At 70.8% G+C, this 23,599-nt stretch carries 22 protein-coding genes; 2 read left to right on the forward strand and 20 right to left on the reverse strand.

The window, feature by feature from the left end:
- Position 1 precedes the first annotated feature (1 nt).
- From DI272_RS07735 to DI272_RS07825, 20 genes are all read right to left on the reverse strand, one after another.
- Positions 2-124 carry a DUF6126 family protein gene (locus DI272_RS07735; protein WP_079308396.1) on the reverse strand — a complete coding sequence of 41 codons (123 nt, stop codon included), beginning with the start codon at positions 122-124 and terminating at the stop codon, positions 2-4.
- A complete protein-coding gene (locus tag DI272_RS07740; protein ID WP_109494620.1) occupies positions 121-753 on the reverse strand; it encodes a helix-turn-helix domain-containing protein in 633 nt (210 codons plus the stop codon). The genes DI272_RS07735 and DI272_RS07740 overlap by 4 nt, the downstream gene beginning before the upstream one ends.
- A 75-nt stretch (positions 754-828) precedes the next feature.
- Positions 829-2,214 (reverse strand): aspartate aminotransferase family protein, encoded by a 1,386-nt coding sequence (locus DI272_RS07745; protein WP_109494621.1) that lies wholly within the window; start codon positions 2,212-2,214, stop codon positions 829-831.
- Positions 2,215-2,230: 16 nt separating this feature from the next.
- Positions 2,231-4,192, reverse strand: a complete 1,962-nt coding sequence (dxs, locus tag DI272_RS07750) for a 1-deoxy-D-xylulose-5-phosphate synthase (protein ID WP_109494622.1) — start codon at positions 4,190-4,192, stop codon at positions 2,231-2,233.
- 28 nt (positions 4,193-4,220) lie between these two features.
- Positions 4,221-5,378 carry a flavodoxin-dependent (E)-4-hydroxy-3-methylbut-2-enyl-diphosphate synthase gene (ispG, locus tag DI272_RS07755; RefSeq protein WP_109494623.1) on the reverse strand — a complete coding sequence of 386 codons (1,158 nt, stop codon included), beginning with the start codon at positions 5,376-5,378 and terminating at the stop codon, positions 4,221-4,223.
- A gap of 4 nt (positions 5,379-5,382) precedes the next feature.
- Positions 5,383-6,405: an adenosyl-hopene transferase HpnH gene (gene hpnH, locus DI272_RS07760; RefSeq protein WP_109494624.1), complete on the reverse strand. Its 1,023-nt coding sequence runs from the start codon at positions 6,403-6,405 to the stop codon at positions 5,383-5,385.
- A gap of 5 nt (positions 6,406-6,410) precedes the next feature.
- Positions 6,411-7,052 carry a 1-hydroxy-2-methyl-2-butenyl 4-diphosphate reductase gene (locus DI272_RS07765; RefSeq protein WP_109494625.1) on the reverse strand — a complete coding sequence of 214 codons (642 nt, stop codon included), beginning with the start codon at positions 7,050-7,052 and terminating at the stop codon, positions 6,411-6,413.
- Position 7,053: 1 nt separating this feature from the next.
- On the reverse strand, positions 7,054-9,045 hold the full coding sequence (gene shc / locus DI272_RS07770) for a squalene--hopene cyclase (RefSeq protein ID WP_109494626.1): 1,992 nt from the start codon (positions 9,043-9,045) through the stop codon (positions 7,054-7,056).
- A gap of 120 nt (positions 9,046-9,165) precedes the next feature.
- Positions 9,166-10,293 carry a polyprenyl synthetase family protein gene (locus DI272_RS07775; RefSeq protein ID WP_109494627.1) on the reverse strand — a complete coding sequence of 376 codons (1,128 nt, stop codon included), beginning with the start codon at positions 10,291-10,293 and terminating at the stop codon, positions 9,166-9,168.
- Positions 10,293-11,687 (reverse strand): hydroxysqualene dehydroxylase HpnE, encoded by a 1,395-nt coding sequence (hpnE, locus tag DI272_RS07780; RefSeq protein ID WP_109494628.1) that lies wholly within the window; start codon positions 11,685-11,687, stop codon positions 10,293-10,295. The genes DI272_RS07775 and hpnE overlap by 1 nt, the downstream gene beginning before the upstream one ends.
- On the reverse strand, positions 11,684-11,824 hold the full coding sequence (locus DI272_RS44890; protein WP_219933841.1) for a DUF6380 family protein: 141 nt from the start codon (positions 11,822-11,824) through the stop codon (positions 11,684-11,686). The genes hpnE and DI272_RS44890 overlap by 4 nt, the downstream gene beginning before the upstream one ends.
- On the reverse strand, positions 11,824-12,774 hold the full coding sequence (gene hpnD, locus DI272_RS07785) for a presqualene diphosphate synthase HpnD (RefSeq protein ID WP_109494629.1): 951 nt from the start codon (positions 12,772-12,774) through the stop codon (positions 11,824-11,826). Before hpnD ends, DI272_RS44890 begins: the two co-directional genes overlap by 1 nt.
- A complete protein-coding gene (gene hpnC, locus DI272_RS07790; RefSeq protein WP_375138033.1) occupies positions 12,771-13,658 on the reverse strand; it encodes a squalene synthase HpnC in 888 nt (295 codons plus the stop codon). The genes hpnD and hpnC overlap by 4 nt, the downstream gene beginning before the upstream one ends.
- A gap of 399 nt (positions 13,659-14,057) precedes the next feature.
- A complete protein-coding gene (locus tag DI272_RS07795) occupies positions 14,058-14,849 on the reverse strand; it encodes an ABC transporter ATP-binding protein (protein ID WP_109494630.1) in 792 nt (263 codons plus the stop codon).
- Positions 14,842-15,777 carry an ABC transporter permease gene (locus DI272_RS07800; RefSeq protein ID WP_109494631.1) on the reverse strand — a complete coding sequence of 312 codons (936 nt, stop codon included), beginning with the start codon at positions 15,775-15,777 and terminating at the stop codon, positions 14,842-14,844. The genes DI272_RS07795 and DI272_RS07800 overlap by 8 nt, the downstream gene beginning before the upstream one ends.
- A gap of 97 nt (positions 15,778-15,874) precedes the next feature.
- Positions 15,875-16,720 (reverse strand): glycosyltransferase family 2 protein, encoded by an 846-nt coding sequence (locus tag DI272_RS07805; protein ID WP_109500732.1) that lies wholly within the window; start codon positions 16,718-16,720, stop codon positions 15,875-15,877.
- Positions 16,721-16,767: 47 nt separating this feature from the next.
- Positions 16,768-17,547: a CDP-alcohol phosphatidyltransferase family protein gene (locus tag DI272_RS07810; RefSeq protein WP_181387116.1), complete on the reverse strand. Its 780-nt coding sequence runs from the start codon at positions 17,545-17,547 to the stop codon at positions 16,768-16,770.
- Complete coding sequence (locus tag DI272_RS07815) at positions 17,525-18,586, reverse strand: iron-containing alcohol dehydrogenase family protein (protein ID WP_109494633.1); 1,062 nt, start codon at positions 18,584-18,586, stop codon at positions 17,525-17,527. Before DI272_RS07815 ends, DI272_RS07810 begins: the two co-directional genes overlap by 23 nt.
- Complete coding sequence (locus tag DI272_RS07820; protein ID WP_109494634.1) at positions 18,574-19,326, reverse strand: sugar phosphate nucleotidyltransferase; 753 nt, start codon at positions 19,324-19,326, stop codon at positions 18,574-18,576. Before DI272_RS07820 ends, DI272_RS07815 begins: the two co-directional genes overlap by 13 nt.
- A complete protein-coding gene (locus DI272_RS07825; protein WP_109494635.1) occupies positions 19,323-21,119 on the reverse strand; it encodes a DUF5941 domain-containing protein in 1,797 nt (598 codons plus the stop codon). Before DI272_RS07825 ends, DI272_RS07820 begins: the two co-directional genes overlap by 4 nt.
- Positions 21,120-21,398: 279 nt before the next feature.
- On the opposite strand from DI272_RS07825, the gene galE reads away from it, so the two are divergent.
- Positions 21,399-22,364 (forward strand): UDP-glucose 4-epimerase GalE, encoded by a 966-nt coding sequence (galE, locus tag DI272_RS07830; protein WP_109494636.1) that lies wholly within the window; start codon positions 21,399-21,401, stop codon positions 22,362-22,364.
- A gap of 156 nt (positions 22,365-22,520) precedes the next feature.
- The gene (locus DI272_RS07835; RefSeq protein ID WP_109494637.1) at positions 22,521-23,456 is read left to right on the forward strand and encodes a cation diffusion facilitator family transporter; all 936 of its coding nucleotides are present in this window, start codon (positions 22,521-22,523) and stop codon (positions 23,454-23,456) included.
- Positions 23,457-23,599 lie beyond the last annotated feature (143 nt).

Below are 23,599 nucleotides of genomic sequence, written 5' to 3' on the forward strand. Positions count from 1 at the left end.
CTCACTGCCCGGCCCCGACCTCGAACAGCAGGTAGATGAAGGCCGCGAACACATGCCCGACGGCGATGTAGATGATCAGCCGCACCCACAGTGCGCGCGGGAACTTCTCCTCCATGTCGGTCATGGCGTCTCTCCAGGGGTCGGGCCCAGGCACAGGGTGGCCGTGGGGCTCTGCAGCAGGGTGTGGACGAAGAGCAGCTCGGTCCCGTCGGGGTCCTGGGCCGCGATGCGGTGCGGGGTGAGCGAGTCGAAGTGGGCGCTGTCGCCGGGGCCGAGCTGGTGCGTGGTGTCCCCGAGGCGCAGCCGGAGACGGCCGCGCAGCACGTACAGCCACTCCTCACCGGGATGCACGCGCACGATGTCGCCCTGTGAGCCGTACGGCACCTGCACCCGCAGCGCCTGCATGCCGCGCCCGGCGGAACCGGCCTGCCAATAGGTCCAGCCACCGGCGGCCGTGGGTTCCATGTCGGCGGCGCGCACCACGGCGTCCCGTTCGGCGACCGTCTCGCCGAGCAGTTCGGAGACCGTCGTACCGTAGATACGGGCGAGCGCGAGCAGCATCGGCAGCGAGGGCTGGCGCTGCCCGGTCTCCAGCCGGGAGAGGTGCGCGGGCGAGAGCCCGGCGGCCCGGGCCGCGGCCTCCAGCGTCAGGGAGGCCCGGCGGCGCAGCGCACGCAGCTGCGGTGCGACGGCGGGCAGCGCGTCGACGGACGGGGCGTCGGCCGGGCCCGGCTCGGCTTCCGGAGAGCTCATGCTCTCCATTCAGCCGGAGCCTTGCCCCCGGGGCAAATTTCTTGCCTCAGAGGCAAAGCCCCGTCGGTGACTCGGTCACCTGTTGGCCACGGCCTGCTTGACCAGCGTCTTGCCGAAGTCCCACATCAGCCCACCACCGCCGTGGGCGTCATCCATGATCTCCGTGAAGGCCTCGACGAACCGGTCCACCTCCCGCTCCCCCACGGTCAGCGGCGGGATCAGCTTGATCACCTCCAGGTGGTCGCCGGAGACCTGGGTGAGGATGCGGTGCCGCTGGAGCAGCGGCACGACCACCATCTGGGCGAACAGCCCCTTGCGGGCGGCCTGGAGCATCGTCCAACGGCTGCGCAGCCCCAGCGACTTGGGGCGGCCGAACTCGATGCCGACCATCAGGCCCCGGCCGCGGACGTCGGCGAGCAGCTCGTACTTGTCGACGAGCGCCGCGAGCCGGGACTTCAGCAGTTCGCCGGTCGCGCGGGCGTTCGCGACGATCTGCTCGTTCTCCATGACGGACAGCACCGCGAGGCCCGCCGCCATGGCCTGCGCGTTGGAGCCGAAGCTCGCCGAGTGGACCAGGACCCGGTCGATCGACGAGTAGACCTTCTTGAAGATCCAGTCCTTGCCGAGCGTGGCGCCCACCGGCACGTACCCGCCGGACAGCGCCTTCGCCACGCAGACCAGGTCGGGTTCGACGCCGTCCTCGTGCTGGTAGGCGTAGAAGTCGCCGGTGCGCCCGAGCCCGGTCTGCACCTCGTCCGCGATCAGCAGCGCCTTGTGCTTGTGCAGCAGTTCCTGCGCGGCGCGCAGATAGCCGGGCGGGGCCTCGTGGACGCCCTTGCCCTGGATCGGCTCGACGATCAGGGCGGCGACGTCGCCCTTCTTCACCTCCCTTGCCAGAGCGTCGAGATCACCGAGGGGAACGGCGGTGTCGGGCAGCAGCGGTGCGAAGCCGTCGCGGAAGCCGTCCTCGCCGTTGACCGACAGCGAGCCGGTGGTGAGCCCGTGGAAGGCGTGCTCGCAGTACAGGACACGGGGCTTGCCGGTGGCGCGGCGGGCGAACTTCAGCGCGGTCTCCACCGCCTCGGTGCCGCTGTTGCCGAAGAACACCCGGTCCAGGTGCGGGCTGTACGCGAGCAGCTTCTCCGCCAGCAGCCCGGGCAGCGGCTGGCAGTCGAAGCGGGTGAGGTCGGCGAGCCGGGCGTCGAGGACGTCGTGCAGCGCCTTGCGGACGACGGGGTGGTGGCGGCCCAGGCCCATCACCCCGAACCCGGCGAGCATGTCCAGGTAGTCGTTGCCGTCCGCGTCCCAGAAGTAGGCGCCCTCGGCCCGCTCGTAGACCTTGTCGAAGCCGATGGTGTGCAGCATGCGCGGGAGCTGGTGGTTCAGGTACTTGGTGTGCAGCTCGTAGCGCTCGGCTCCGCGTTCGGCGAGGAGTCTGCCGAGGTCGAACTCCGTGGTCATGCGGGCATCTCCGTCGTCATTCGGGCTTCTCCTTGAGTGGGCCGTCGGCCGGTTCGGTACGGGCGAGCGCGTCCTCGGCCTCCTTGGCGGCCAGCGTGTCCTCGGCCTCCTTGACGGCGAGGCTCGCGCTGATCCGTCCGGCGACCTCGACCGGCGTGAGACCGATGTCCGCCAGCACCTCGCCCCGCTTGGCGTGCGCGAGGAACTGCTCCGGAATCCCGAACCGCCGTACCGGCACGTCGACTTCGGCGTCCCCCAGGGCCAGCGCGACCGCGGCGCCGACGCCGGCCGCACGGCTGTTGTCCTCGACGACGGCCACCAGCCGGTGTGCGGCGGCGAGGCCGGGCAGCGCCGGGTCGACGGGCTTGATCCAGCGCGGGTCGACGACCGTGCAGGTGATGCCGCGGGCTTCCAGCAACTCGGCTGCCTGAAGGCAGACGGGTGCCATGACGCCGACGGCGACCAGCAGGACGTCCGGCTCACCGGGCGCGCGGTGCAGCACGTCCATGCCGCCGACGTGGTCGACCGCAGCGATCGACGGACCGACGGACTCCTTCGGGAACCGCACCAATGTCGGCGCGTCGTCCACCGCGACGGCTTCCCGCAGCTGCGCCCGCAGCTGGTCGGCGTCACGGGGCGCGGCGATCCGCAGCCCGGGGACGACCTGGAGGATCGACAGGTCCCACATGCCGTTGTGGGAGGCCCCGTCGACGCCCGTGACCCCGGCCCGGTCCAGGACGAAGGTGACTCCGCAGCGGTGCAGGGCGACGTCCATCAGCAACTGGTCGAAGGCACGGTTCAGGAACGTCGCGTACACGGCGACGACGGGATGCAGGCCGCCGGTCGCGAGCCCGGCCGCCGACACGGCCGCGTGCTGCTCGGCGATGCCGACGTCCCACACCCGGCCGGGGAAGCGTTCGGCGAACTTGCCGAGCCCCACCGGGTGCAGCATGGCCGCCGTGATCGCCACGACGTCCGCGCGCTCCTCCCCGATCCTGACCATCTCGTCACCGAACACCGAGGTCCAGGAGGGCCCGTTGGACGGCGCGAGCGGCTCGCAGGTGAGCGGGTCCATCACGCCGACGGTGTGGAAGTGGTCCTCCTCGTGGGCGAGGGCGGGTTCGTAGCCGCGGCCCTTCTCCGTGAGGCAGTGGACGAGGACCGGCCCGTGGAAGCGTTTCGCGCGGCGCAGCGCCGACTCGACGGCCCCGATGTCGTGGCCGTCGATCGGGCCGAGGTACTTCAGGCCCAGGTCCTCGAAGAGTCCCTGCGGCGCGAAGGCGTCCTTGAAGCCCTTCTTGGCGCCGTGGAGTGCCTCGTACACCGTCATGCCGACGACCGGGGTGCGCTGGAGGACATCCTTGCCCCAGGCCAGCACCCGCTCGTAGCTGTCGGTCGTGCGCAGGGTGGCCAGGTGGTTGGCGAGGCCGCCGATGGTCGGCGCGTACGACCGCTCGTTGTCGTTGACGACGATGATCAGCGGCCGGTCCTTGGCGGCCGCGATGTTGTTCAGCGCCTCCCAGGCCATGCCGCCGGTGAGCGCGCCGTCGCCGATGACCGCGACCACGTGCCCCTTCTCGCCCTGCACCTGGCGGGCCTTGGCGAGTCCGTCGGCCCAGCCGAGCGCGGTGGAGGCGTGGCTGTTCTCGACGATGTCGTGCTCGGACTCCTCGCGCGAGGGGTAGCCGGACAGGCCGCCCTTGCCGCGCAGCTTGGAAAAGTCCTGACGCCCCGTCAGGATCTTGTGGACATAGCTCTGATGGCCGGTGTCCCACACGATGCGGTCGACCGGCGACTCGAAGACCCGGTGGAGCGCGATGGAGAGTTCCACCACCCCCAGGTTGGGCCCGAGGTGTCCGCCGGTCCTGGCGACCGCGTGCACCAGGAACTCCCTGATCTCTTCGGACAGTTCACCGAGTTCCGCCTCGGACAGCGCCTTCAGGTCGCGTGGTCCCCGGATGTTCTCCAGAATCGTCACGCTCGGGCCCCCTTCGGTCCGTGCTGGTTCAGCTCACGGTGACGGCCGGCTCCCCCGACGCGACGCCGTCCTGCTCCATCTGTTCGGCGATCTTCATCGCCTCCTCGATGAGGGTCTCCACGATCTTCGACTCGGGGACGGTCTTGATGACCTCGCCCTTCACGAAGATCTGCCCCTTGCCGTTGCCGGAGGCGACCCCCAGGTCCGCCTCCCGCGCCTCTCCGGGGCCGTTGACCACACAACCCATCACGGCTACCCGCAGGGGCACTTCCATGCCCTCCAGGCCCGCCGTGACCTCCTCGGCCAGCTTGTAGACGTCGACCTGGGCGCGCCCGCAGGACGGGCACGACACGATCTCCAGACGGCGTTGCCGAAGGCCCAGGGACTCCAGGATCTGGATGCCGACCTTGACCTCCTCGGCGGGCGGCGCGGACAGCGACACCCGGATGGTGTCGCCGATGCCCCTGCTGAGGAGCGCCCCGAAGGCGACCGCCGACTTGATCGTCCCCTGGAAGGCGGGCCCGGCCTCGGTGACGCCGAGGTGCAGCGGGTAGTCGCACTGCTCGGCGAGCAGCGTGTAGGCCCCCACCATCACCACGGGGTCGTTGTGCTTCACGGAGATCTTGATGTCCCGGAAGCCGTGCTCCTCGAAGAGCGACGCCTCCCACAGCGCCGACTCCACCAGCGCCTCCGGCGTCGCCTTGCCGTACTTCTGGAGCAACCGCCGGTCCAGAGAACCGGCGTTGACCCCGATCCGGATCGGCGTGCCGTGATCGCGGGCGGCCCGCGCGATCTCCTTGACCTGGTCGTCGAACTTCTTGATGTTGCCGGGATTGACGCGGACGGCGGCGCAGCCGGCCTCGATCGCCGCGAACACGTACTTGGGCTGGAAGTGGATGTCGGCGATCACCGGGATCTGCGACTTGCGGGCGATGGTGGCCAGCGCGTCCGCGTCGTCCTGCGTGGGGCAGGCGACGCGGACGATCTGGCAGCCGGACGCGGTGAGTTCGGCGATCTGCTGGAGGGTGGCGCCGATGTCGGAGGTGCGGGTCGTCGTCATCGACTGCACCGACACCGGGGCCCCGCCCCCGACCGCCACCGGCCCGACCTGGATCTGCCGCGACACACGCCGCTCTGCGATCGGCCGGACCGGCATCCCGGGGACGCCCAGGGAGACGGCGGTCATGGCCTCACTCCCGGTTCCCGGAGACCGTCTCGCGCATCGCGCGCAGCGACTCCTTGAGCGAGCCCATGGTGGCGAGGACGGCGGTGGGCTCGTAGCCGCAGTGCGCCATGCAGTTGGCGCAGCGCGGGTCCTTGCCGCGGCCGTACTTGTCCCAGTCGGTGTCCTCGATGAGCTCGCGGTACGTGGGCACGTAGCCGTCGCTCATCAGGTAGCAGGGGCGCTGCCAGCCGAACAGGGAGTAGTTCGGGATCGCCCAGGCGGTGCAGGGGAAGTCGACCTTGCCTTCCAGGAAGTCCAGGAAGAGCGGCGAGTGGTTGAGCCGCCACTTGCGCCGGTTGCCGCCCGCGAAGGCCTTCTTGAACAGCTCGCGGGTCTGCTCCACGCCGAGGAAGTGCTCCTGGTCCGGGGCCTTCTCGTAGGCGTAGGCGGGCGAGATCATCATCTCGTCGACCTTCAGGTCGTCGTTGAGGAAGTTGAGCACCTCGATGATGGTCTGCGGGGTGTCGGTGTTGAAGAAGGTCGAGTTGGTGGTGACCCGGAAGCCGCGCCGCTTGGCCTCCTTGATCGCCTCGACGGCCTCGTCGAACACACCCTCCTTGGCCACGGACTCGTCGTGCCGCTCGCGCAGCCCGTCGATGTGCACGGCGAAGGCGAAGTAGGGCGAGGGCTTGAACTTGTCGATCTTCTTGCGCAGCAGCATCGCATTGGTGCAGAGGAAGACGTACTTCTTCTTCGCCACCAACTGCCGCACGATCTCGTCGATCTGAGGGTGCATCAGCGGCTCACCGCCGGCGATGGACACCATCGGCGCACCCGACTCAAGGACCGCCCCGACGGCCTGCGCCACCGGCATGCGCTGCTTGAGCACGCCCGCCGGATGCTGGATCTTGCCGCAGCCCTCGCACTTCAGGTTGCACGCGAAGAGGGGTTCCAGCTCCACGATCAGCGGGAACTTGTCCCGCTTGCGGAGCTTCTGTTCGGCCAAGTATGTAGCGACCTTGATGGACTGACGCAGCGGCATGGCCATCTGGCTCACCTCCTGGGGAGCAGCAAGGAACGGTGCCATTCATAGAAAGCGGGAAGGACGGAACGAAGGACGCGGAAAGCCGATATTCCACCGCGCACCGTGCCGATCCGGACGAGTTCATGTTCTGGAGCGTCCACGACCACCCGGACGGCCGCAACGGGGCGCGGGCCCGCGCGGACGGCGCTGTGGAGCGTGGCCGCTGACTCCATGTCGACCGCGATCGCGCCGGTCGCCAGCAGGTCGGAGCGTTCGTGACCGCGTACGACGTGATCGGAGCCGGTGAGCGGTCCGGTGTGGACGGTACGTCCGGGTACGGTCCGGACCAGCTCCTTGACGAGTAGGTCGGTCCCGACGCACGGAACGGTTCCCGCCGCATCCCGGATCTCCTCGGCGACCACGAGGTCGCCCGGGTGCATGCCGGGCGCGAGACCGGCGCAGAAGCCGGTGGCCAGCACGGCGGCGGCGCGCAGACCGGGCTCCGCGAGGGCCCGGGTGACGGCCCGCTGGGCCGCCTTGGGGCCCATGCCGGTGCGGAGCACGGTCACCGGCCCGTCGGCCCCGCTCCGGTCGCCGCTGCGCAGGGCCAAGTGCTCGATGCCGAGCGCACAGGCGATCAGCAGCGGGGCCGGGGCGGGCGGGGTGCTCATCTCATCCCTCCCCCACCTGCGCGAACGGCTCGCCGTGGACGTACCGGCCGAGTGCCGTGAGCGGGAAGACCTGGCGGTAGAGGTGGTAGTTGATGGAGAAGTCCCACGGGAAGCCCGTGCCGGTGAAGTAGGGCTCGTCCCAGGAGCCGTCCTCGCGCTGGGTGGCCGCGAGCCACTCGACGCCGCGCTCGACGGCCTTGGAGTCCTTCTCGCCGGCCGCGAGCAGCGCCATCAGCGCCCACGCTGTCTGCGAGGCGGTTGAGGCGCCTCGGCCGGACCACTCCTTGGCGTCCTTGTAGGAGCGCAGGTCCTCGCCCCAGCCGCCGTCGTCGTTCTGCACGGACTCCAGCCAGGTCACGGCCCGCCGGATCGCGGGGTGCGCGGCCGGGATTCCGGCGGCGACCAGCGCGGGGACCACGGACCCCGTGCCGTAGACGTAGTTGACGCCCCAGCGCCCGAACCACGAGCCGTCCGGCTCCTGTTCGGCGAGCAGCCACTCGATGCCGCGCCGGGTGCGCGGATCGTGGGCGAGTCCCTCCACGGCCAGCATCTCCACCACATGGGCGGTGACGTCCGCGGACGGCGGGTCGATGACCTCGCCGAAGTCGCAGAACGGCAGCCGGTTGGGGAACGGGCTGGTGTTGTCGACGTCGAAGGCGCCCCAGGCCCCGTTCTTGGACTGCATGCCGAGGTTCCAGCGCACCCCGCGCCCGATCGCGTTCTCCAGCCGCTCCGGGTCGTGGTGCTTGACCCGGCGCAGCGCGAGGACCACCTCGGCCGTGTCGTCGATGTCGGGGTAGTTGTCGTTGTGGAACTCGAACGCCCAGCCACCCGGCGGCAGTTGCGGCCGCTTCACGGCCCAGTCGCCCGGCCGGACGATCTCCTCGCCCAGCATCCAGTCCGCCGCCTTGACGAGCTGCGGATGATCGGGCGCCACCCCGGCGTCGACGAGGGCAATGGTGGCGAGGCAGGTGTCCCACACCGGTGACTGGCAGGCCTCGATCATCCGGGCCCCGTCCTCGCGCCAGACGGCGAAACGGTCCAGCGACGCCAGCCCCTCGCGCATCACGGGGTGCTGGAGATCGTAGCCGAGCAGGTGCAGCGCGATGATCGAGTACACGGCCGGCGGCTGGATGCCGCCCCAGCAGCCGTCGTTCTCCTGCCGCTCGATGATCCAGCGGGCGGCGGTGTTCATGGCCGCCTTGCGCAGCCTGCGCGGGGCGACCTTGCGCAGCTGGTGCAGCGCCTTGTCCAGCCGCTGGAAGGCGCCGTCCCAACTCACCGCCGGAGCCAGGGGCTTGGGCGGGTTCGGGCGGGCCGGGTCGGTGTGCAGCTCGTCCAGCGGGAAGGGCGCGGGCCGCACCGGCCGCTTGGCGGAGACGATCGTCAGCGGCACGATGGTCTGCCGGGCCCAGCAGCCGAAGTCGTAGATGTTGAGCGGCACCCACTTCGGGAAGTAGATGAGCTCGGGCGGGAGTTCGGGCAGGTCCTCCCACTTCCACCAGCCGAACAGGGCGAGCCAGATCCGGGTGAAGACCCGCGCGGCGGCGATGCCGCCCTGCTCCCGGACCCACGCCGACGCCTTCGCCATGTGCGGGGCGTCCGGCGCGTCGCCGGCCAGCCGCAGGGCGACGTATGCCTCGATGGTGGTGGAGAGTTCGCCGGGGCCGCCGTAGAAGGAGGCCCACGTGCCGTCCTCGCGCTGCTCGCCGCGGATGAACAGTCCGGCGGCGCGGGTGGTCGACTCGTCGCGGATGCCGAGGAACTGACGGAGCAGCAGGTCCTCGGCGTCCATGGTGACGTTGGTCTCCAGGTCGCCCTTCCACCAGCCCTGGGCGTCCTGCCGCGCCAGCAGGAAGTCGGTGGCACGCTGCACCGCGTGTGCGGCGGCTTCTTGTACCCCGGCCGCCGCGGGGGTGCGGATGTCGGTTTCGCTGGCCGCGGCAGCGCGGGGCGGCAGCGCCCCGGTGCTTCCGTCGGTCGTCGCTGTCATGGCTTCCCCTTCGTGCAGTGTGCAAGTGGTGCTCTGCTGTGGGTCCGCCGTCGGCCGGTGGCCCGTTGGTGCCTTCGGCACCGGCCGGCGACTACGCGAGGGCTATTCGACCGATAGTGATCATCTCTTCCGTACGACGACGAAGTCGGCGAGCGCCGTGAACTGCGCCCGTACCCGGTCGGGCATGTCGATGGCGTCCAGCGCTCCGAGGGCGATGGTGTACTGCCGGCGCGCTTCCTGGGCCGTCCACTCCCGGCCGCCCGCCTCCTCGATGAGGGCGGCGCGGGCCGCGAACTCCTCCTCGGAGAAGTTCTCGAAGTCGCTGCTCTTGGCGTCGGCGGCGAGGATCTCGCCGAGCCGCTCGGCGGCGGGGCCGTCCGCCGCGAGCGCGGCCACGACCGGCAGGGACTTCTTGCGCTGGCGCAGGTCGCTCCAGGTCTGCTTGCCGGTGGAGTCCGGGTCGCCCCAGATGCCGAGGAGGTCGTCCACGGCCTGGAACGCGAGGCCCAGGTGGTAGCCGTACTTCTCCAGGGTGTCGGCGGTGCGCTCGTCCGCGCCGCCGAGGACGGCGCCGATGGAGCTGGCGCAGGCCAGCAGGGCGCCGGTCTTGTTGCCCTCCATCTCCAGGCACTCCTCGACGCTGACGCGGTCGCGGTGCTCGTAGGAGATGTCCTGGGCCTGGCCGTCGATGAGCGCGCGGGTGGCGCTGGTCAGCCGGCGGGTGGCGCGGCCGGCCTCGACCGTGCCGAGTTCCAGCAGCACCTCGTTGGCGAGCGCGAACAGGGCGTCGCCGACGAGGATCGCCTGGGCGGGGCCGTGCACCTTCCAGACGGTGTCGCGGTGGCGGCGCTGTTCGTCGCCGTCCATCAGGTCGTCGTGCAGCAGCGAGAAGTTGTGGACCAGTTCGACGGCGACGGCGCCGGGGATGCCGACCTCGGGCGCGGCTCCGGTGACCTCGGCGGAGAGCACGGCGAGGGCGGGACGCACGGCCTTGCCCCCGTCGCCGGCCGTCGGGTTGCCCGCGGCGTCGATCCAGCCGAAGTGGTAGGCGGAAACGGTGTCCATGGGAGCCGCCAGACGGTCGATCGCCGCCCGCAGTACCGGTGTGGCCAGGGTCCGGCCGCGCTCCAGGAGCGCGGTCACGTCCACCGCGTCGGCAGCCTTCGAGGCCGGGGGCACAGTGGGCACAGTCTCTCCTCTTGTTGCGGTACCGGGGGTGCGGGGGCCTGCCGCGTGCTGATCGAGCATCAGGCCGCCTCCTCGACGTCGAAGAGGTGGCTCGGGCGGGGCCGGCCCAGGGCGCTCAGCGCGGCGTCGGCCGCGCCGACACCGCTGCGGACCGCACTCTCCATGGTCGCGGGCCACCCTGTGGCGGTCCACGCTCCGGCCAGGTAGAGGCCGGGTGCTCTGGTGCGGGCGCCGGGCCGCAGCCGTCCGACGCCGGGGGCGGGATCGAACGTCGCGGTCCGCTCCCTGGTCACGAAGAAGTCCTTCACCTCGGCACCCCGGGTACCGGGCAGCAGGCGCTCCAGCTCGGGGAGGTAGCGCTCCCGCAGTGCGGCGACGGGCTCGTCGATCTCGTCCTGCGCCGCCGACTGCGACAGCGCGAGGTACTGGCCCGCGCGCAGCCCGGAGGCGTCGGTGCGGTCGAAGACCCACTGCACGGGGGTGCCGAGGGCCGCGAAGAAAGGCTTTTCCAGCACCTTGCGGTCATAGACGACGTGCACGTTGAGGATCGGCGCGGTCCCGATCCGCAGAAGATTTTCCGGAGCGTCGAGCGCACCCTCGGGCAGCAGGTCATGGGCCTCGCGCTGGGGTACGGCGAGGACGACCGTGTCCGCCCGCAGCGTCTCGCCGGGAACCTGGACGGTCCATGTCCCGTTCTCGTCAGTGGAGATGGAGGTGACGCGTGTACGGACCTCGGTACGCACGCCCGCTGAGTCGAGCGCCTTGCGGGCGAGCCGGTCATGCAGTTCGCCCAGCGGGACGTGCGCCCATCCGATGTCGGCCGCACCCGGGTCGGACAGCAGACCGGTCTTGAAGACCATCGCGGCGAGCCCCAGCGAGGCGTCGCCCGCGACCGCGTTGAGGGTGGCGACCCCGACCAGGTCCCACAGGGCCTCGACGGCACGCGCCGACTGACCGTGCGCGGTCAGCCAGCTGCCGAAGTCCTGGGTGTCCAGGTCCGGATCGGCGAGGTCGAGCCCCTTGAGCGCGAGCGCGGCCCGCCCCACCTTGGCGCGTTCGGCGAGCGAGAGATGAGGGTATGTGGCGAGGCTGCGCCCCAGATGCAGGGGCACCGGCAGCGCGTCCCGCCGCAGCCTGCCCAGCCGCCGCCCCTCGGGCTTGCCGACGTCGAGTACGGGCACGTCGAGACGATCCTGCAACGGCGCCAGCGCGGTCCCCTCGATGCGGTCGAGGAACCAGCGGTAGGCGGTGCAGCAGCGCAGATAGACGTGCTGTCCGTTGTCGACGGTCAGCTCGCCGCGCCGGAAGGAGAAGGCGAGCCCGCCCAGCCGCGGCCGGCCTTCGAGCAGGGTGACGCGGACACCCGCGTCGGCGAGGGCGAGCGCGGCGGTGATGCCGGCGAGCCCGCCGCCGATCACGACGGCGTCCCGCCCGGACTGCTGGCCGTCGGTCATCGTGCGCCCTCCCCTGCCCGGCCGCCGTGGTGCTTGAACGCTGCACGGTCGGCCGTTGCAGTCAGGGACGCCCTGCCCCGCCGGAGGGTTGCCTGCCACTTTCCTCCGGTGGCATCACCTTGGACCGTTTTGTCCATCAGGCGCGCCTCCTGACGGTCCTGCGCGTCACATGCCGGGTGTCCAGGCCGGACAGTCCGCGTACGGCGACGTACGCCTTCTCCCGGCCGGGCAGCGAGACCCGGCCGCGCAGCACGGCCTCGGGGTCGCGTTCGATGCGGTCCAGGAGGCGGCGGTAGATGCCGGCCATGGCGGCGACGCAGGCGCCGCTGCGCCGGTCGAGCATGGGGAGCAGCCGGTAGCCCTCGGCGAAAAGGGCGCGGGCCCGTCGCACTTCGAAGTGCACGAGGCCCGCGAAGTCGGAGCCCTCCGGTGGCTTCGGCCCGCTGAACCCGGCCGAGCAGCCGAACTTCGCGAGGTCGTCGGCGGGGAGATAGGTACGCCCGCCCACCGCATCCTCACGGACGTCCCTGAGGATGTTGGTGAGCTGGAGCGCGAGCCCGAGCGTGTCGGCGTACTCCGGCGCGCGCTCGACGCCGCGCGCTCCTGGTTCCGTACCGAACACACCGAGCGAGAGCCGCCCGATGGCGCCCGCGACACAGCGGCAGTAGACCTTCAGGTCGTCCCAGGTCTCGTAGGTCTCGCCGCGGACGTCCATGAGCACGCCGTCGATCAGCTCGTCCAGGCCGCCCAGCGGGACCGGGAAGGCCGTGGCGGCGTGGGTGAGGGCGACCGCGACCGGGTCGGTGTCGTCCTCGTCGACCGCACCCTCGCGCACCCGGGCCAGCATCGCCCGGGTGTCCTCGAGTCTGGCGGCCTTGACCTCGGGCGCGAGCGTGCCGTCGCCGATGTCGTCGACGCGGCGCGAGAAGGCGTACAACGCCGACATCGCGCGGCGCTTGGACATCGGCAGCAGCCTGATGCCGTACGCGAAGTTCCGTGCCTGCTGTCCGGTGACGGCCTCGCAGTAGCTGTAGGCGGCGAGTACCGGTGCGGACACGTGTGGTTCGGCCTCCACGGTCCGGATCACCCCTCTCCTCGCAGAGTCACGCCCGCCTCACGCAGCAGCCGGAGCTTGCCGGGCTTGGGCGGGCCGGGAAGTACGTCGTATTCGGCGGCGGCGATCGCACCGATCGCCGCCCTTCCCCCCGCCACGAATCCCGCGAGCAGCAGCTTCAACCTGCCGTGGACGCTACCCACCAGGGGGGCGCCTTCATTCAGGAGACAGCGGGCGCGTTCTGCTTCGTACGCAACCAGTGCGCGCACCGATGCGCCTGCGCTCCTCGTGGCGAGATCCGCCTCCTGGACATGGAAACGCTTCATGTCCTCGGCGGGCAGATAAATGCGGTCGCGGCCGAGGTCCTCGGCCACGTCCTGGAGGTGTTCGACGATCTGGAGCGCCGTGCAGATCGCGTCGGAGAGGCGGACCCGCTCCGGGGTGGAGGTGCCGGTGACCCCGAGGACCAGGCGGCCGACGGGGTTGGCCGACAGTTCGCAGTACGCGAGCAGGTCGTCGCAGGTCTCGTACCGCTTGACCAGCTGGTCCTGGCGGTTGGCGGCGATCAGGCCCAGGAAGGGCTCGGGGGTGAGCGCGCGGCGGCGGACCGTGGGCTGGAGGCGGCGCAGCAGGGGGTGACGGGGTTCTCCCGTGAAGACCCGGTCGAGGTCGGCCTCGAAGGCGTCCAGCATCACCAGGCGGTCGTCGGCCTCCGCCGGGGAGACGCCGAGGAGGCGGGCGTCGGCGCCGCCGGGGGCGAGGTCGCCGTCGCCGATGTCGTCGACGAGGCGGGCGAAGCCGTAGACGGCCATGAGGTCGGCGCGCCAGGCCCGGGGCAGGAAGAAGGGGGCCACGGGGAAGTTCTCACCCGCGGCCTTGTCGAGCGTGCCACGCTCCGGATCCGAGGCGCGCGCCACGTCGGCTCCCGTCACCGCCGGCTGCCCGGGACGCGGACGGCACACGCGTTGAGCTGGGGAGTTTCCGTAGCCATAGCCGTCATGTCTCCCGTTCTACACCGCCGACCCAATACACACTATTTCGGACACGCCGCCCGGCCTTCCGCGCGGCAGCCCTGCCTGAGGGTGTCGGGCATTATCGCCCCACTTGCCGCGATTCGGGACCGGTACAGCTTACGTTGTACAGCGCAGCGCGGATCGCCGGGGTGTCCTGCACATCACAACAACACACCGATTGATTTCAAGATTCCTGCGGGGCATCGAAGTTGACGTTTCCTTTGCAGACGCGGGGCCCCGCCGGAGCAGTTCCGGCGGGGCCCCGCGAAGCGTCATGACCCGGTTCGTCCAGGCCGTGGTGGACTACTTGCCCGTGAACTTCTCGTACTCCTTGAGGACCTCGTCGGTCGGGCCGTCCATGCGCAGCTCGCCGCGCTCCAGCCACAGGACACGGTTGCAGGTGTCACGGATCGACTTGTTGTTGTGACTGACCAGAAACACCGTGCCGGCCTCCTTGCGCAGCTCCCGGATACGCGCCTCGGAACGCTTCTGGAACTTGCGGTCACCCGTGGCCAGGGCCTCGTCGATCATCAGCACGTCGTGGTCCTTGGCGGCGGCGATGGAGAAGCGGAGCCGGGCCGCCATGCCGGAGGAGTACGTGCGCATCGGGAGGGTGATGAAGTCGCCCTTCTCGTTGATGCCGGAGAAGTCGACGATCTCCTGGTAGCGCTCCTTGATCTGCTCACGGGACATGCCCATGGCGAGCCCGCCCAATATGACGTTGCGCTCGCCGGTGAGGTCGTTCATCAGGGCCGCGTTGACGCCGAGCAGCGAGGGCTGGCCGTCGGTGTAGACCTTGCCGCTCTCGGCGGGCAGCAGCCCGGCGATGGCGCGCAGCAGGGTCGACTTGCCGGAGCCGTTGGAGCCGATGAGGCCGATGGCCTCACCGCGGTAGGCGACGAAGGAGACGCCGCGCACGGCGTGCACCTTGCGGACGCCGCGCTCCTCGCCGCGCTTGAGGATGCGGCTGAGGGCGGCGGTGGCGCTGCCCTTGCCGGACTTGGCGCCGTTGACGCGGTAGACGATGTGCAGGTCGTCCGCGATGACGGTGGGGCGGGGGTCCTGGGGAGCCGCCTTCTGCTCGGTCTCAGCCACGGCCGTACCTCTCTTCCGCCTTCCAGAAGTACACGAACCCGAACGCGCCGGCGACCAGCGCCCAGCCGAGGGCGAACAGCCACACGTGCGGGGGCAGGTACTCGGAGCCGTAGCCGTCGATCAGCGCGAAGCGGATCAGGTCCATGTAGATGGCGGCGGGGTTCCACTGGAGGACCTCGGTGACCCAGCCCGGCAGGTCCTTGTCGGCGAGCATGGCCGGGATGCTGAACATCACGCCCGAGGCGTACATCCAGGTACGCAGGACGAACGGCATCAGCTGGGCGAGGTCGGGGGTCTTGCTGCCCATGCGGGCGAAGATCAGCGCGAGGCCGGTGTTGAACACGAAGTGCAGGACCAGCGCGGGGACCACCAGGAGCCAGGACAGGCCGGGGTAGCTGCCGAACGCCACCATGACCACGACCAGCACGATCATGGAGTAGAGCAGCTGCTGGAGCTGCTGGAGCGCGAAGGAGATCGGCAGGGAGGCGCGCGGGAAGTGCAGCGCCCGCACCAGGCCCAGGTTGCCGGAGATGGCCCGCACGCCCGCGAGGACCGAGCTCTGCGTGAACGTGAACACGAACACGCCGGTCACCAGGAACGGCACGTAGATGTCGTGCGGGATGCCCTTCCGGGCACCCAGCAGCAGACCGAAGATGAAGAAGTAGACGAGCGCGTTCAGCAACGGAGTGGCCACCTGCCACAGCTGGCCGAGCTTGGCCTGGCTGTACTGGGCGGTCAGCTTCGCCCGCGAGAACGCGAGGATGAAGTGGCGCCGGTCCCAGAGCTGGCGGACGTACTCGACGAGCGAGGGGCGGGCACCGCTCACGGACAGCCCGTACTTGGCGGCGAGCTGTGCCGCGTCAAGGCCCTCGTCGGGCGACGGAGGCGCGGTCACCGCGACTCCGCCGTCATGCGTTGTCTCACTCACTGGTGGAAACTTTCGTCTTCGAGATGCGCAGCCTGTGCGGGCTTGGGCATGAGCCGGGGCCGGGGGTCGGGCCCGGCCGCTCTCTGGTTCGAGCTTGTCAGATGACCGGGGGCCGGCCCAGTCGGGTCAGCCGCCACACGGTACGCCACTTCATGGGCTTGCGTGGACCGCACGCGGTGGTCCAGCCTTCCCGGAACCCGCCGAACCATGCCTTGAGCGCGGGCCGGGAGGGGCGGCGCAGCAGGGTGAGCAGCATCCAGACCCCGAGGTAGACGGGGACCAGCGGGGCGGGCAGGTTGCGGCGGGCGAGCCAGACCCGGTTGCGGGCGACCATGCGGTGGTAGACCGCGTGCCGCGAGGGCGCGGTCGTCGGGTGGTACAGCACCATGTCGGACCGGTAGTCGATCATCCAGCCCGCGTCGAGAGCCCGCCATGCCAGGTCGGTTTCCTCGTGGGCGTAGAAGAATTCGTCCGGGAGGCCGCCGACTTCGGCGAAGACCTGGGTGCGGACGGCGTTGGCGCCGCCGAGGAAGGTCGTCACCCGGGAGGAGCGCATCGGGTCCGCGGCGCGCAGGCGCGGGACATGGCGGCGCTGGGTGACCCCGGTGTCCGGGTCGGCGATGCGGAAGCTGACGATGCCGAGCTCGGGGTCCTCGGCGAACGCCGTGCGGCACAGCTCGGCGGTGTCGTGGTGGGCGAGGAGGCCGTCGTCGTCGAGGAAGAGCAATATGTCGACATCGCGACCGCTGGGGCCGAACGCCTCGATGCCGACGTTGCGGCCACCGGGGATGCCGAGGTTCTCGGGCAGCTCGATCGTGCGGACGCCCGCGGGGACGTCCGGGACGGGCGAGCCGTTGCCGACGACCACCACCTCGACGCGGTCGCCGTCCTGCTTGGCGACCGAGTCGAGGAGGGCGCGGAGCTCATCGGGGCGGTTGCCCATGGTGATGATGACCGCGCCGACCTTCAGTGGCGCGCTGGCGGGGGCGGTCACTTCAGCCTGCTCGAAGCGAGGATGGACACCAGGTGCAGCAGGGTCTGCAGCAGCGCGATGCCGGCCAGGACGGCGACGCCGAGGCGGGACCAGAACAGGTCGCCGCGCAGGGTGTCCGCGATCGCCAGGACCAGGATGAGCAGGGAGGCCTCGATGCCGAGGATGAGGCGGTGGAACTTGAGCATGGCGGCGGCCCTGCGGGCCAGCGCCATGCCGGAGGAGCGCATCTCGGCCGCCGACTCCTGGACGGGCGGCTTGCCGGCCTGGTGGCGGGCGACACCGACGAGGTCGGTCTCCGCCTTGATCAGGATGGCGCCGAGGGCGGCCAGGGTGCCAAGGAACGCCCACAGCCAGTCGATACGGCCGCTGCCGAACAGGTCGGCCGCGCGCAGACCGAAGCCGACGAGGACGGCGGCGTCGGTGAGGTAGGCGCCGACCCGGTCCAGGTAGACGCCGTTGAGCGAGTACTGCTTCTTCCAGCGCGCGATCTCGCCGTCGACGCAGTCCAGCAGCAGGTACATCTGCACGCAGACCACACCGAGGACGGCCCCCGGGATCCCCGGCACGAGCAGTGCCGGGGCCGCGAGGACGCCGAAGACGGTCATCAGGTACGTGAGCTGGTTGGGCGTGACCCTGGTGTTCACCAGGTAGCGGTCCACCCGCAGGGACACCTCGCGCATGTAGAGGCGTCCCATCCAGTGCTCACCGCTGCGCCGGTCCTTCACCCCAGCGGGGTGCACGACCGGACGGAGTTCAGCTACCGATGGTCTTGACATAGTCGACGTAGAGATCCTTGATCTGGTCGGTCTTGAGGTCGAGGTGTTCGAGGATCGTGTACCGGCCGGGCCGGGTCTCGGGGGCGAACTCCACGGCGCGGACGAACTCCTCCACGCTGAAGCCGATCTCCTCCGGGAGCACCGGGAGGCCGTGCCGGCGCAGCACCGAGGCCATGTACGCCGACTCCTCGTGAGCGCCCCGCAGGAACATCGCGAAGGCCGCGCCGAGGCCGCACTGCTCGCCATGGGCGGCGGCGCGCATGGGGAAGAGCAGGTCGAAGGCGTGGTTGATCTCGTGGCAGGCGCCGGAGGACGGGCGGGAGTCGCCCGAGACCGACATGGCGATGCCGCTGAGCACGAGCGCCTCGGCGAGCACCTGGAGGAAGTCCGTGTCCCCTATGCCGCCGGGGTGCCGCAGGACCGCCTCGCCGGCCTGGCGGGCGATGGCGGCGGCGAGGCCGTCGATCTTCTCGCCCTTGACACGGTTGGCCAGCTCCCAGTCCGCGATCGCGGAGATGTTGGAGATGGCGTCGCCGATGCCGGCGCGCACGAAACGGGCCGGGGCCTCGTGGATGACATCCAGGTCGATGACGACCGCGATCGGATTCGGGACACCGTAGGAGCCGCGCCCCGCGTCGTTGTCCAGGGTGGCCACCGGCGAGCACAGACCGTCGTGCGCGAGGTTCGTCGGCACGGCGACCAGCGGCAGGCCGACGCGCGCCGCGGCGAACTTGGCGCAGTCGATGATCTTGCCGCCGCCGAGGCCCACGACGGCGTCGTAGTGGCCGGCCTTTATGTCGCTCGCCAGCCGCACGGCGTCGTCGAGGGTCCCGCCCCCGACCTCGTACCAGCTGGCACCGGGCAGCGAGGGCTCCAGCCGCTGCCGCAGGCGGGCGCCGGAGCCCCCGCTGACGGCCACGGCGAGCCGACCGGAGTGCGAGATGCGCTCGTCGAAGAGCACGCCGACCAGGTCGTCGAGGGCACCCGCGCGGATGTCGACGACGACCGGCGAGGGAATCAGCCGGGTCAGTACTGGCACGCGATCTCCCGTCCGCGGGCGAGATCGTCGTGGTTGTCGATCTCCACCCACTGAACGTCGCCGATCGGCGCGACATCGATCTTGAAGCCGCGGTTCACGAGCTCCTGGTACCCGTGCTCGTAGAACTGCTGCGGGTCGGTCTCCCAGACCGTCTTCAGCGCGTCGGCCAGCTCGGGGGCGGCGTCGCCCTCGATGAGGGTGACACCGATGTACTCGCCGGTCGCCTCGGCGGGGTCCATCAGCTTGGTGATCTTCGTGACGCCCTTGGCGGGGTCGACGACGACCTTCATCTCCTCGTCGGCGAGGGACTTCACGGCGTCCAGCGCGAGGATGATCTTCTTGCCCTCGCCGCGGGCGGCGAGCAGCGTCTTCTCGACGGAGACCGGGTGCACGGTGTCGCCGTTGGCGAGGATCACACCGTCCTTGAGGGCGTCACGGCCGCACCACAGGGAGTACGCGTTGTTCCACTCCTCGGCCTTGTCGTTGTCGATGAGGGTGAGCTTGAGGCCGTACTTCGCCTCCAGGGCCTCCTTGCGCGCGTACACGGCCTCCTTGCGGTAGCCGACGATGACCGCGACCTCGGTCAGACCGATCTCCGCGAAGTTGCCGAGAGTGAGGTCGAGAACCGTGGGTTCGCCCTCTATGCCCGCGGGGCCCACCGGCACCAGAGCCTTGGGAAGGCTGTCGGTGTAGGGGCGCAGACGCCGTCCGGCGCCGGCCGCCAGCACGAGGCCGATCATGCGGGTTCTCCTTCATCGTGTACGGCGGGCGCCCCGGAGGACACCCAGAAGCGGATGCTCTCGACGAGCACCACCAGGGCGACGGCCACGGCCAGAGCCGTGAGCGCGACCTTGAACTGCGAGGCGGTGAGCGCGGCGGCCAGGACGGTGACGAGCAGCGTCCGCCCTTCGTGCCCCCCGATGGCGCGAACCAGCCAGGCCGGGGACGCGCCGGCGTTGCCGCGGATGCGGTACACCGTGTCGTAGTGATGGTAGGCGACCGCCGCCACCAGCCCGAAAGCCGCAGGAAGGGCTCCGTTCACGTCCGCCTTGGCCGCGAGGATCAGGACGGTGCCGTACTCGGCGGCGCGGAAGAAGGGCGGGACGAGCCAGTCGAGGGCGCCCTTGAGGGGGCGCTGCAAGGCCACGGGGGACAGCAGTACGTAGACGCCGGCGCCCAGGACGGGCCACCAGCTGCCGTACGGGGAGAGTGCGGCACCGAGCACGACGAGGGCTCCGGCGGCGAAGGCGACGTAGGCCGGCCCACGGCCGGGGAGGCCGCGCGTGAAGCGGCTGAGCAGCTCGGCGAGGGGACCGGAGTCCGTGAGATCGGCGAGGGCCTTCGCCGCCCGGTCCGTGCGCTGCGCCTTGCGGGTCAGCGACCGCAGCACCCGGCCCGCCGTGGTGTACGTCGCCGCGAACGCGCAGCCGATGAGCAGCGCGTAGAAGGTGATGCGCGGGGTGGTCAGCGCCGTGAGGACCGCGATCATCGCCCAGCGCTCGCCGATCGGCAGCACAATCATCCGCCGTACCCACACCGTCCAGCCGACGCTGTCGAGCTTGTCGGAGAGGGCGGCGGTGGGGCTGGTGTTGGCGGTGGCGTCGTGGTTGGCCTCGTTGAAGGAGAAGTCGACGACGTGGCGGCAGGTCTGCAGGACCATCGCACCGAGGGCGAGGGCCCATACGTCGTCGCCGCCGCGAGCGGCGCCCAGCGCCAGACCCGCGTAGTAGGCGTACTCCTTGGCCCGGTCGAAGGTGGCGTCCAGCCAGGCACCGAGCGTGGAGTACTGCAGGGAGTAGCGGGCCAGCTGGCCGTCGGTGCAGTCCAGGACGAAGGAGAAGATCAGCAGCAGACCGGCCGCGACGAAACCGACCCGTGTGCCGGTGGCCGCACAGCCTGCCGCGATCAGCGCGGTGACGAGCGAGGCCGTGGTGACCTGGTTCGGGGTGAGGCCCCGGCGGGCGCACCAGCGGGCGATGTAGCGGGAGTACGGGCTGATGCAGTACGTGGTGAAGAAGCCGTCCCGGGACTTCACGGCCGACTTCAGGCGTACGGCTTCGTCGTCGACGGCGGCGACGGCCTGCCGTGCCTCGTTGCGGGCCTGGGGGTCGGACGGGACGACGGCGACGAGGCTGCCGAGCTCCGGGTGGTGGACGCCGGCGTCGTCCGCGTCCAGCGCCGTGACGATGCGGTCGGCGAGGTTGTCGACGGCGATCGCCGTGCCGCCGCCCGCGCTGTTCTCCCGGGCCATCGCGCGGGTCAGGGCCTGACGGCCGGCCGGCTGGGCCGTGACGGCGCCGGGGATCGCGGCGAGCGGGAAGCGGGGGTCGGTCAGGCCGAGGCGCAGGGCGTGCAGGTGGCCGACGAAACCGGCGTCGACGACGGCGACCCGCTGGTCACCGGGCACCTGGGCGAGGAGGGTCTCGGTCTCGGCGGCGTCGGAGGCGGTCCGGACGTCGAAGCCGAGGGACCGCAGATCGCCCTCGATCGACGATCCGGGGACCGGCTGACCGGTGAGGATGGCGGTCGACAACCGAACTCACTCCCTGGGTGCCGACGCCTGGACGCCGGTCGAGTACACGGTGGGGGCGCCCCTTGCCGGTGACGGCCGGGCGGCATGTCGGCAGAGGCTATCGGATGCCGGGAAGCCCGCGTTCACCGCCCGTTCACGGGCCGATCCACGGCGGCTCCCCCGGCCTTTGCCGCGATCATCATGGGTGATCACGGGCCCCGCCCACAAACCGCGGCCGAGCGGATCGGGCATCCGGGACATAGCGTCGGCCGTCGTCGCCTCCGCTTAGGGTGGACGACCATGACATGGCTGATCACAGGCGGAGCGGGATACATCGGGGCCCATGTGGCGCGGACCATGGTGGAGGCCGGTGAGCGGGTCCTCGCGCTGGACGACCTCTCGGCAGGGGTTCCCGCACGGCTGCCCGCGGACGTACCGCTGGTGCGGGGTTCGTCGCTCGACGCCGAGCTGCTCAAGCGGGTCCTCGCCGAGCACGCGGTGACCGGGGTCGTGCACCTGGCCGCCCGCAAGCAGGTCGCCGAGTCGGTGGCGCAGCCGACGCGCTACTACCAGGAGAACGTCGGCGGGCTGGCGACGCTGCTGGAGGCGGTCGCCGAGGCCGGGGTCGGGCGGTTCGTGTTCTCCTCGTCGGCGGCCGTCTACGGCAATCCGGACGTGGCGCTGATCACGGAGGACACTCCGTGCGCCCCGGTGAACCCTTACGGGGAGACCAAGCTCGCCGGGGAGTGGCTGGTGCGGGCGGCGGGGCAGGCGCACGGGATCTCCACCGTATGCCTGCGGTATTTCAACGTGGCCGGGGCCGCGGCGCCCGAGCTGGCCGACACGGGCGTCTTCAACATCGTGCCGATGGTCTTCGACCGGCTCACCCGCGAGGACGCCCCGCGGATCTTCGGCGACGACTATCCGACGCCGGACGGCACCTGCATCCGGGACTACATCCATGTCGCGGACCTCGCCGAGGCGCATCTCGCGGCCGCGCGACGGGTCGGGGAGCGCGACGGCGACCTGACCGTCAACATCGGCCGTGGCGAGGGGGTGTCCGTACGGGAGATGGTCACGGTCATCGGGGAGGTCACCGGCGACCGGCGGGAGCCGGTCGTGGAGGCCCGGCGTCCCGGTGACGCACCGGTCTCGGTCGCCTCGGCCGGGCTGGCCGCCCGGGAACTCGGCTGGACCGCCCGGCGCGGGGTGCGCGAGATGATCGAGTCGGCCTGGGCAGGCTGGCGGCTGCACCACGGCAAGTGAGCTGAGGCTGCCCTGACCTGCGCTTCGTCCCCTCCCCGAGCCGATGTTCGTTTGCGCAGGTCAGGGCACATGACAACGGTGTTCAGTGCCGCGTTGCCCGATACCCCCCACCCGTAGTTCACTGTGAAGCCGAGCGGATCACAGGAGGCGGCTTTCATGGGGGCTGGGCACGACCACGGGCACGCACACACGCCGGCCGGCGGTACGGCGACCGCGGCGTACCGCGGCAGGCTGCGGGTGGCGCTGTCGATCACGCTCACCGTCATGGTGGTCGAGATCGTCGGCGGGATCGTGGCGGACTCCCTCGCGCTGGTCGCGGACGCGGCCCACATGGCGACGGACGCGCTGGGCCTCGGCATGGCGCTGATGGCGATCCACTTCGCGAGTCTCCCGCCGAGCGGGAAGCGCACCTTCGGGTACGCCCGCGCCGAGATCCTCGCCGCGCTCGCCAACTGTCTGCTGCTGCTCGGCGTCGGCGGCTACGTCCTGTACGAGGCGGTCCAGCGGTTCATCACGCCGGCCGGCACCGAGGGCGGGCTGACCATCGTGTTCGGCGCGATCGGCCTGGTCGCGAACATGATCTCCCTCACCCTGCTGATGCGCGGGCAGAAGGAGAGCCTGAACGTGCGGGGCGCCTTCCTGGAGGTCGCCGCGGACGCGCTCGGTTCGGTCGCGGTGATCATCTCGGCGGTGGTGATCCTGGCCACGGGCTGGCAGGCCGCCGACCCGATCGCCTCCCTCGTCATCGGCCTGATGATCGTGCCCCGCACCTGGAAGCTGCTGCGGGAGACCCTCGACGTGCTGCTGGAGGCGGCCCCGAAGAACGTCGACATGGACGAGGTGCGGGCCCACATCCTGGCCCTGGACGGCGTCGAGGACGTCCACGACCTGCACGCCTGGACGATCACCTCGGGGATGCCGGTGGTCTCCGCGCACGTGGTGGTGCGCACCGACGTCCTGAACGCGATCGGGCACGAGAAGATGCTCCACGAGCTCCAGGGCTGCCTCGGCGACCACTTCGACGTGGAGCACTGCACCTTCCAGCTGGAGCCCGGCGGGCACGCCGAGCACGAGGCGCGGCTCTGCCACTGAAGGCCCGGCGGGTCCGGCCGCGTCCGGCCGCGTCCAGCCGAGGACGGAATGCAGCGATCCGGCGCGCGGTTGCGTCCTTCACCGCACAGCACCGCCCCGGACGGTTCCCCGCCCGCCGCGCCGGGCACGATCAACGGCTCGGA

Origin of the sequence: Streptomyces sp. Act143 (assembly GCF_003143935.1) — a bacterium.
Classification (GTDB): domain Bacteria; phylum Actinomycetota; class Actinomycetes; order Streptomycetales; family Streptomycetaceae; genus Streptomyces.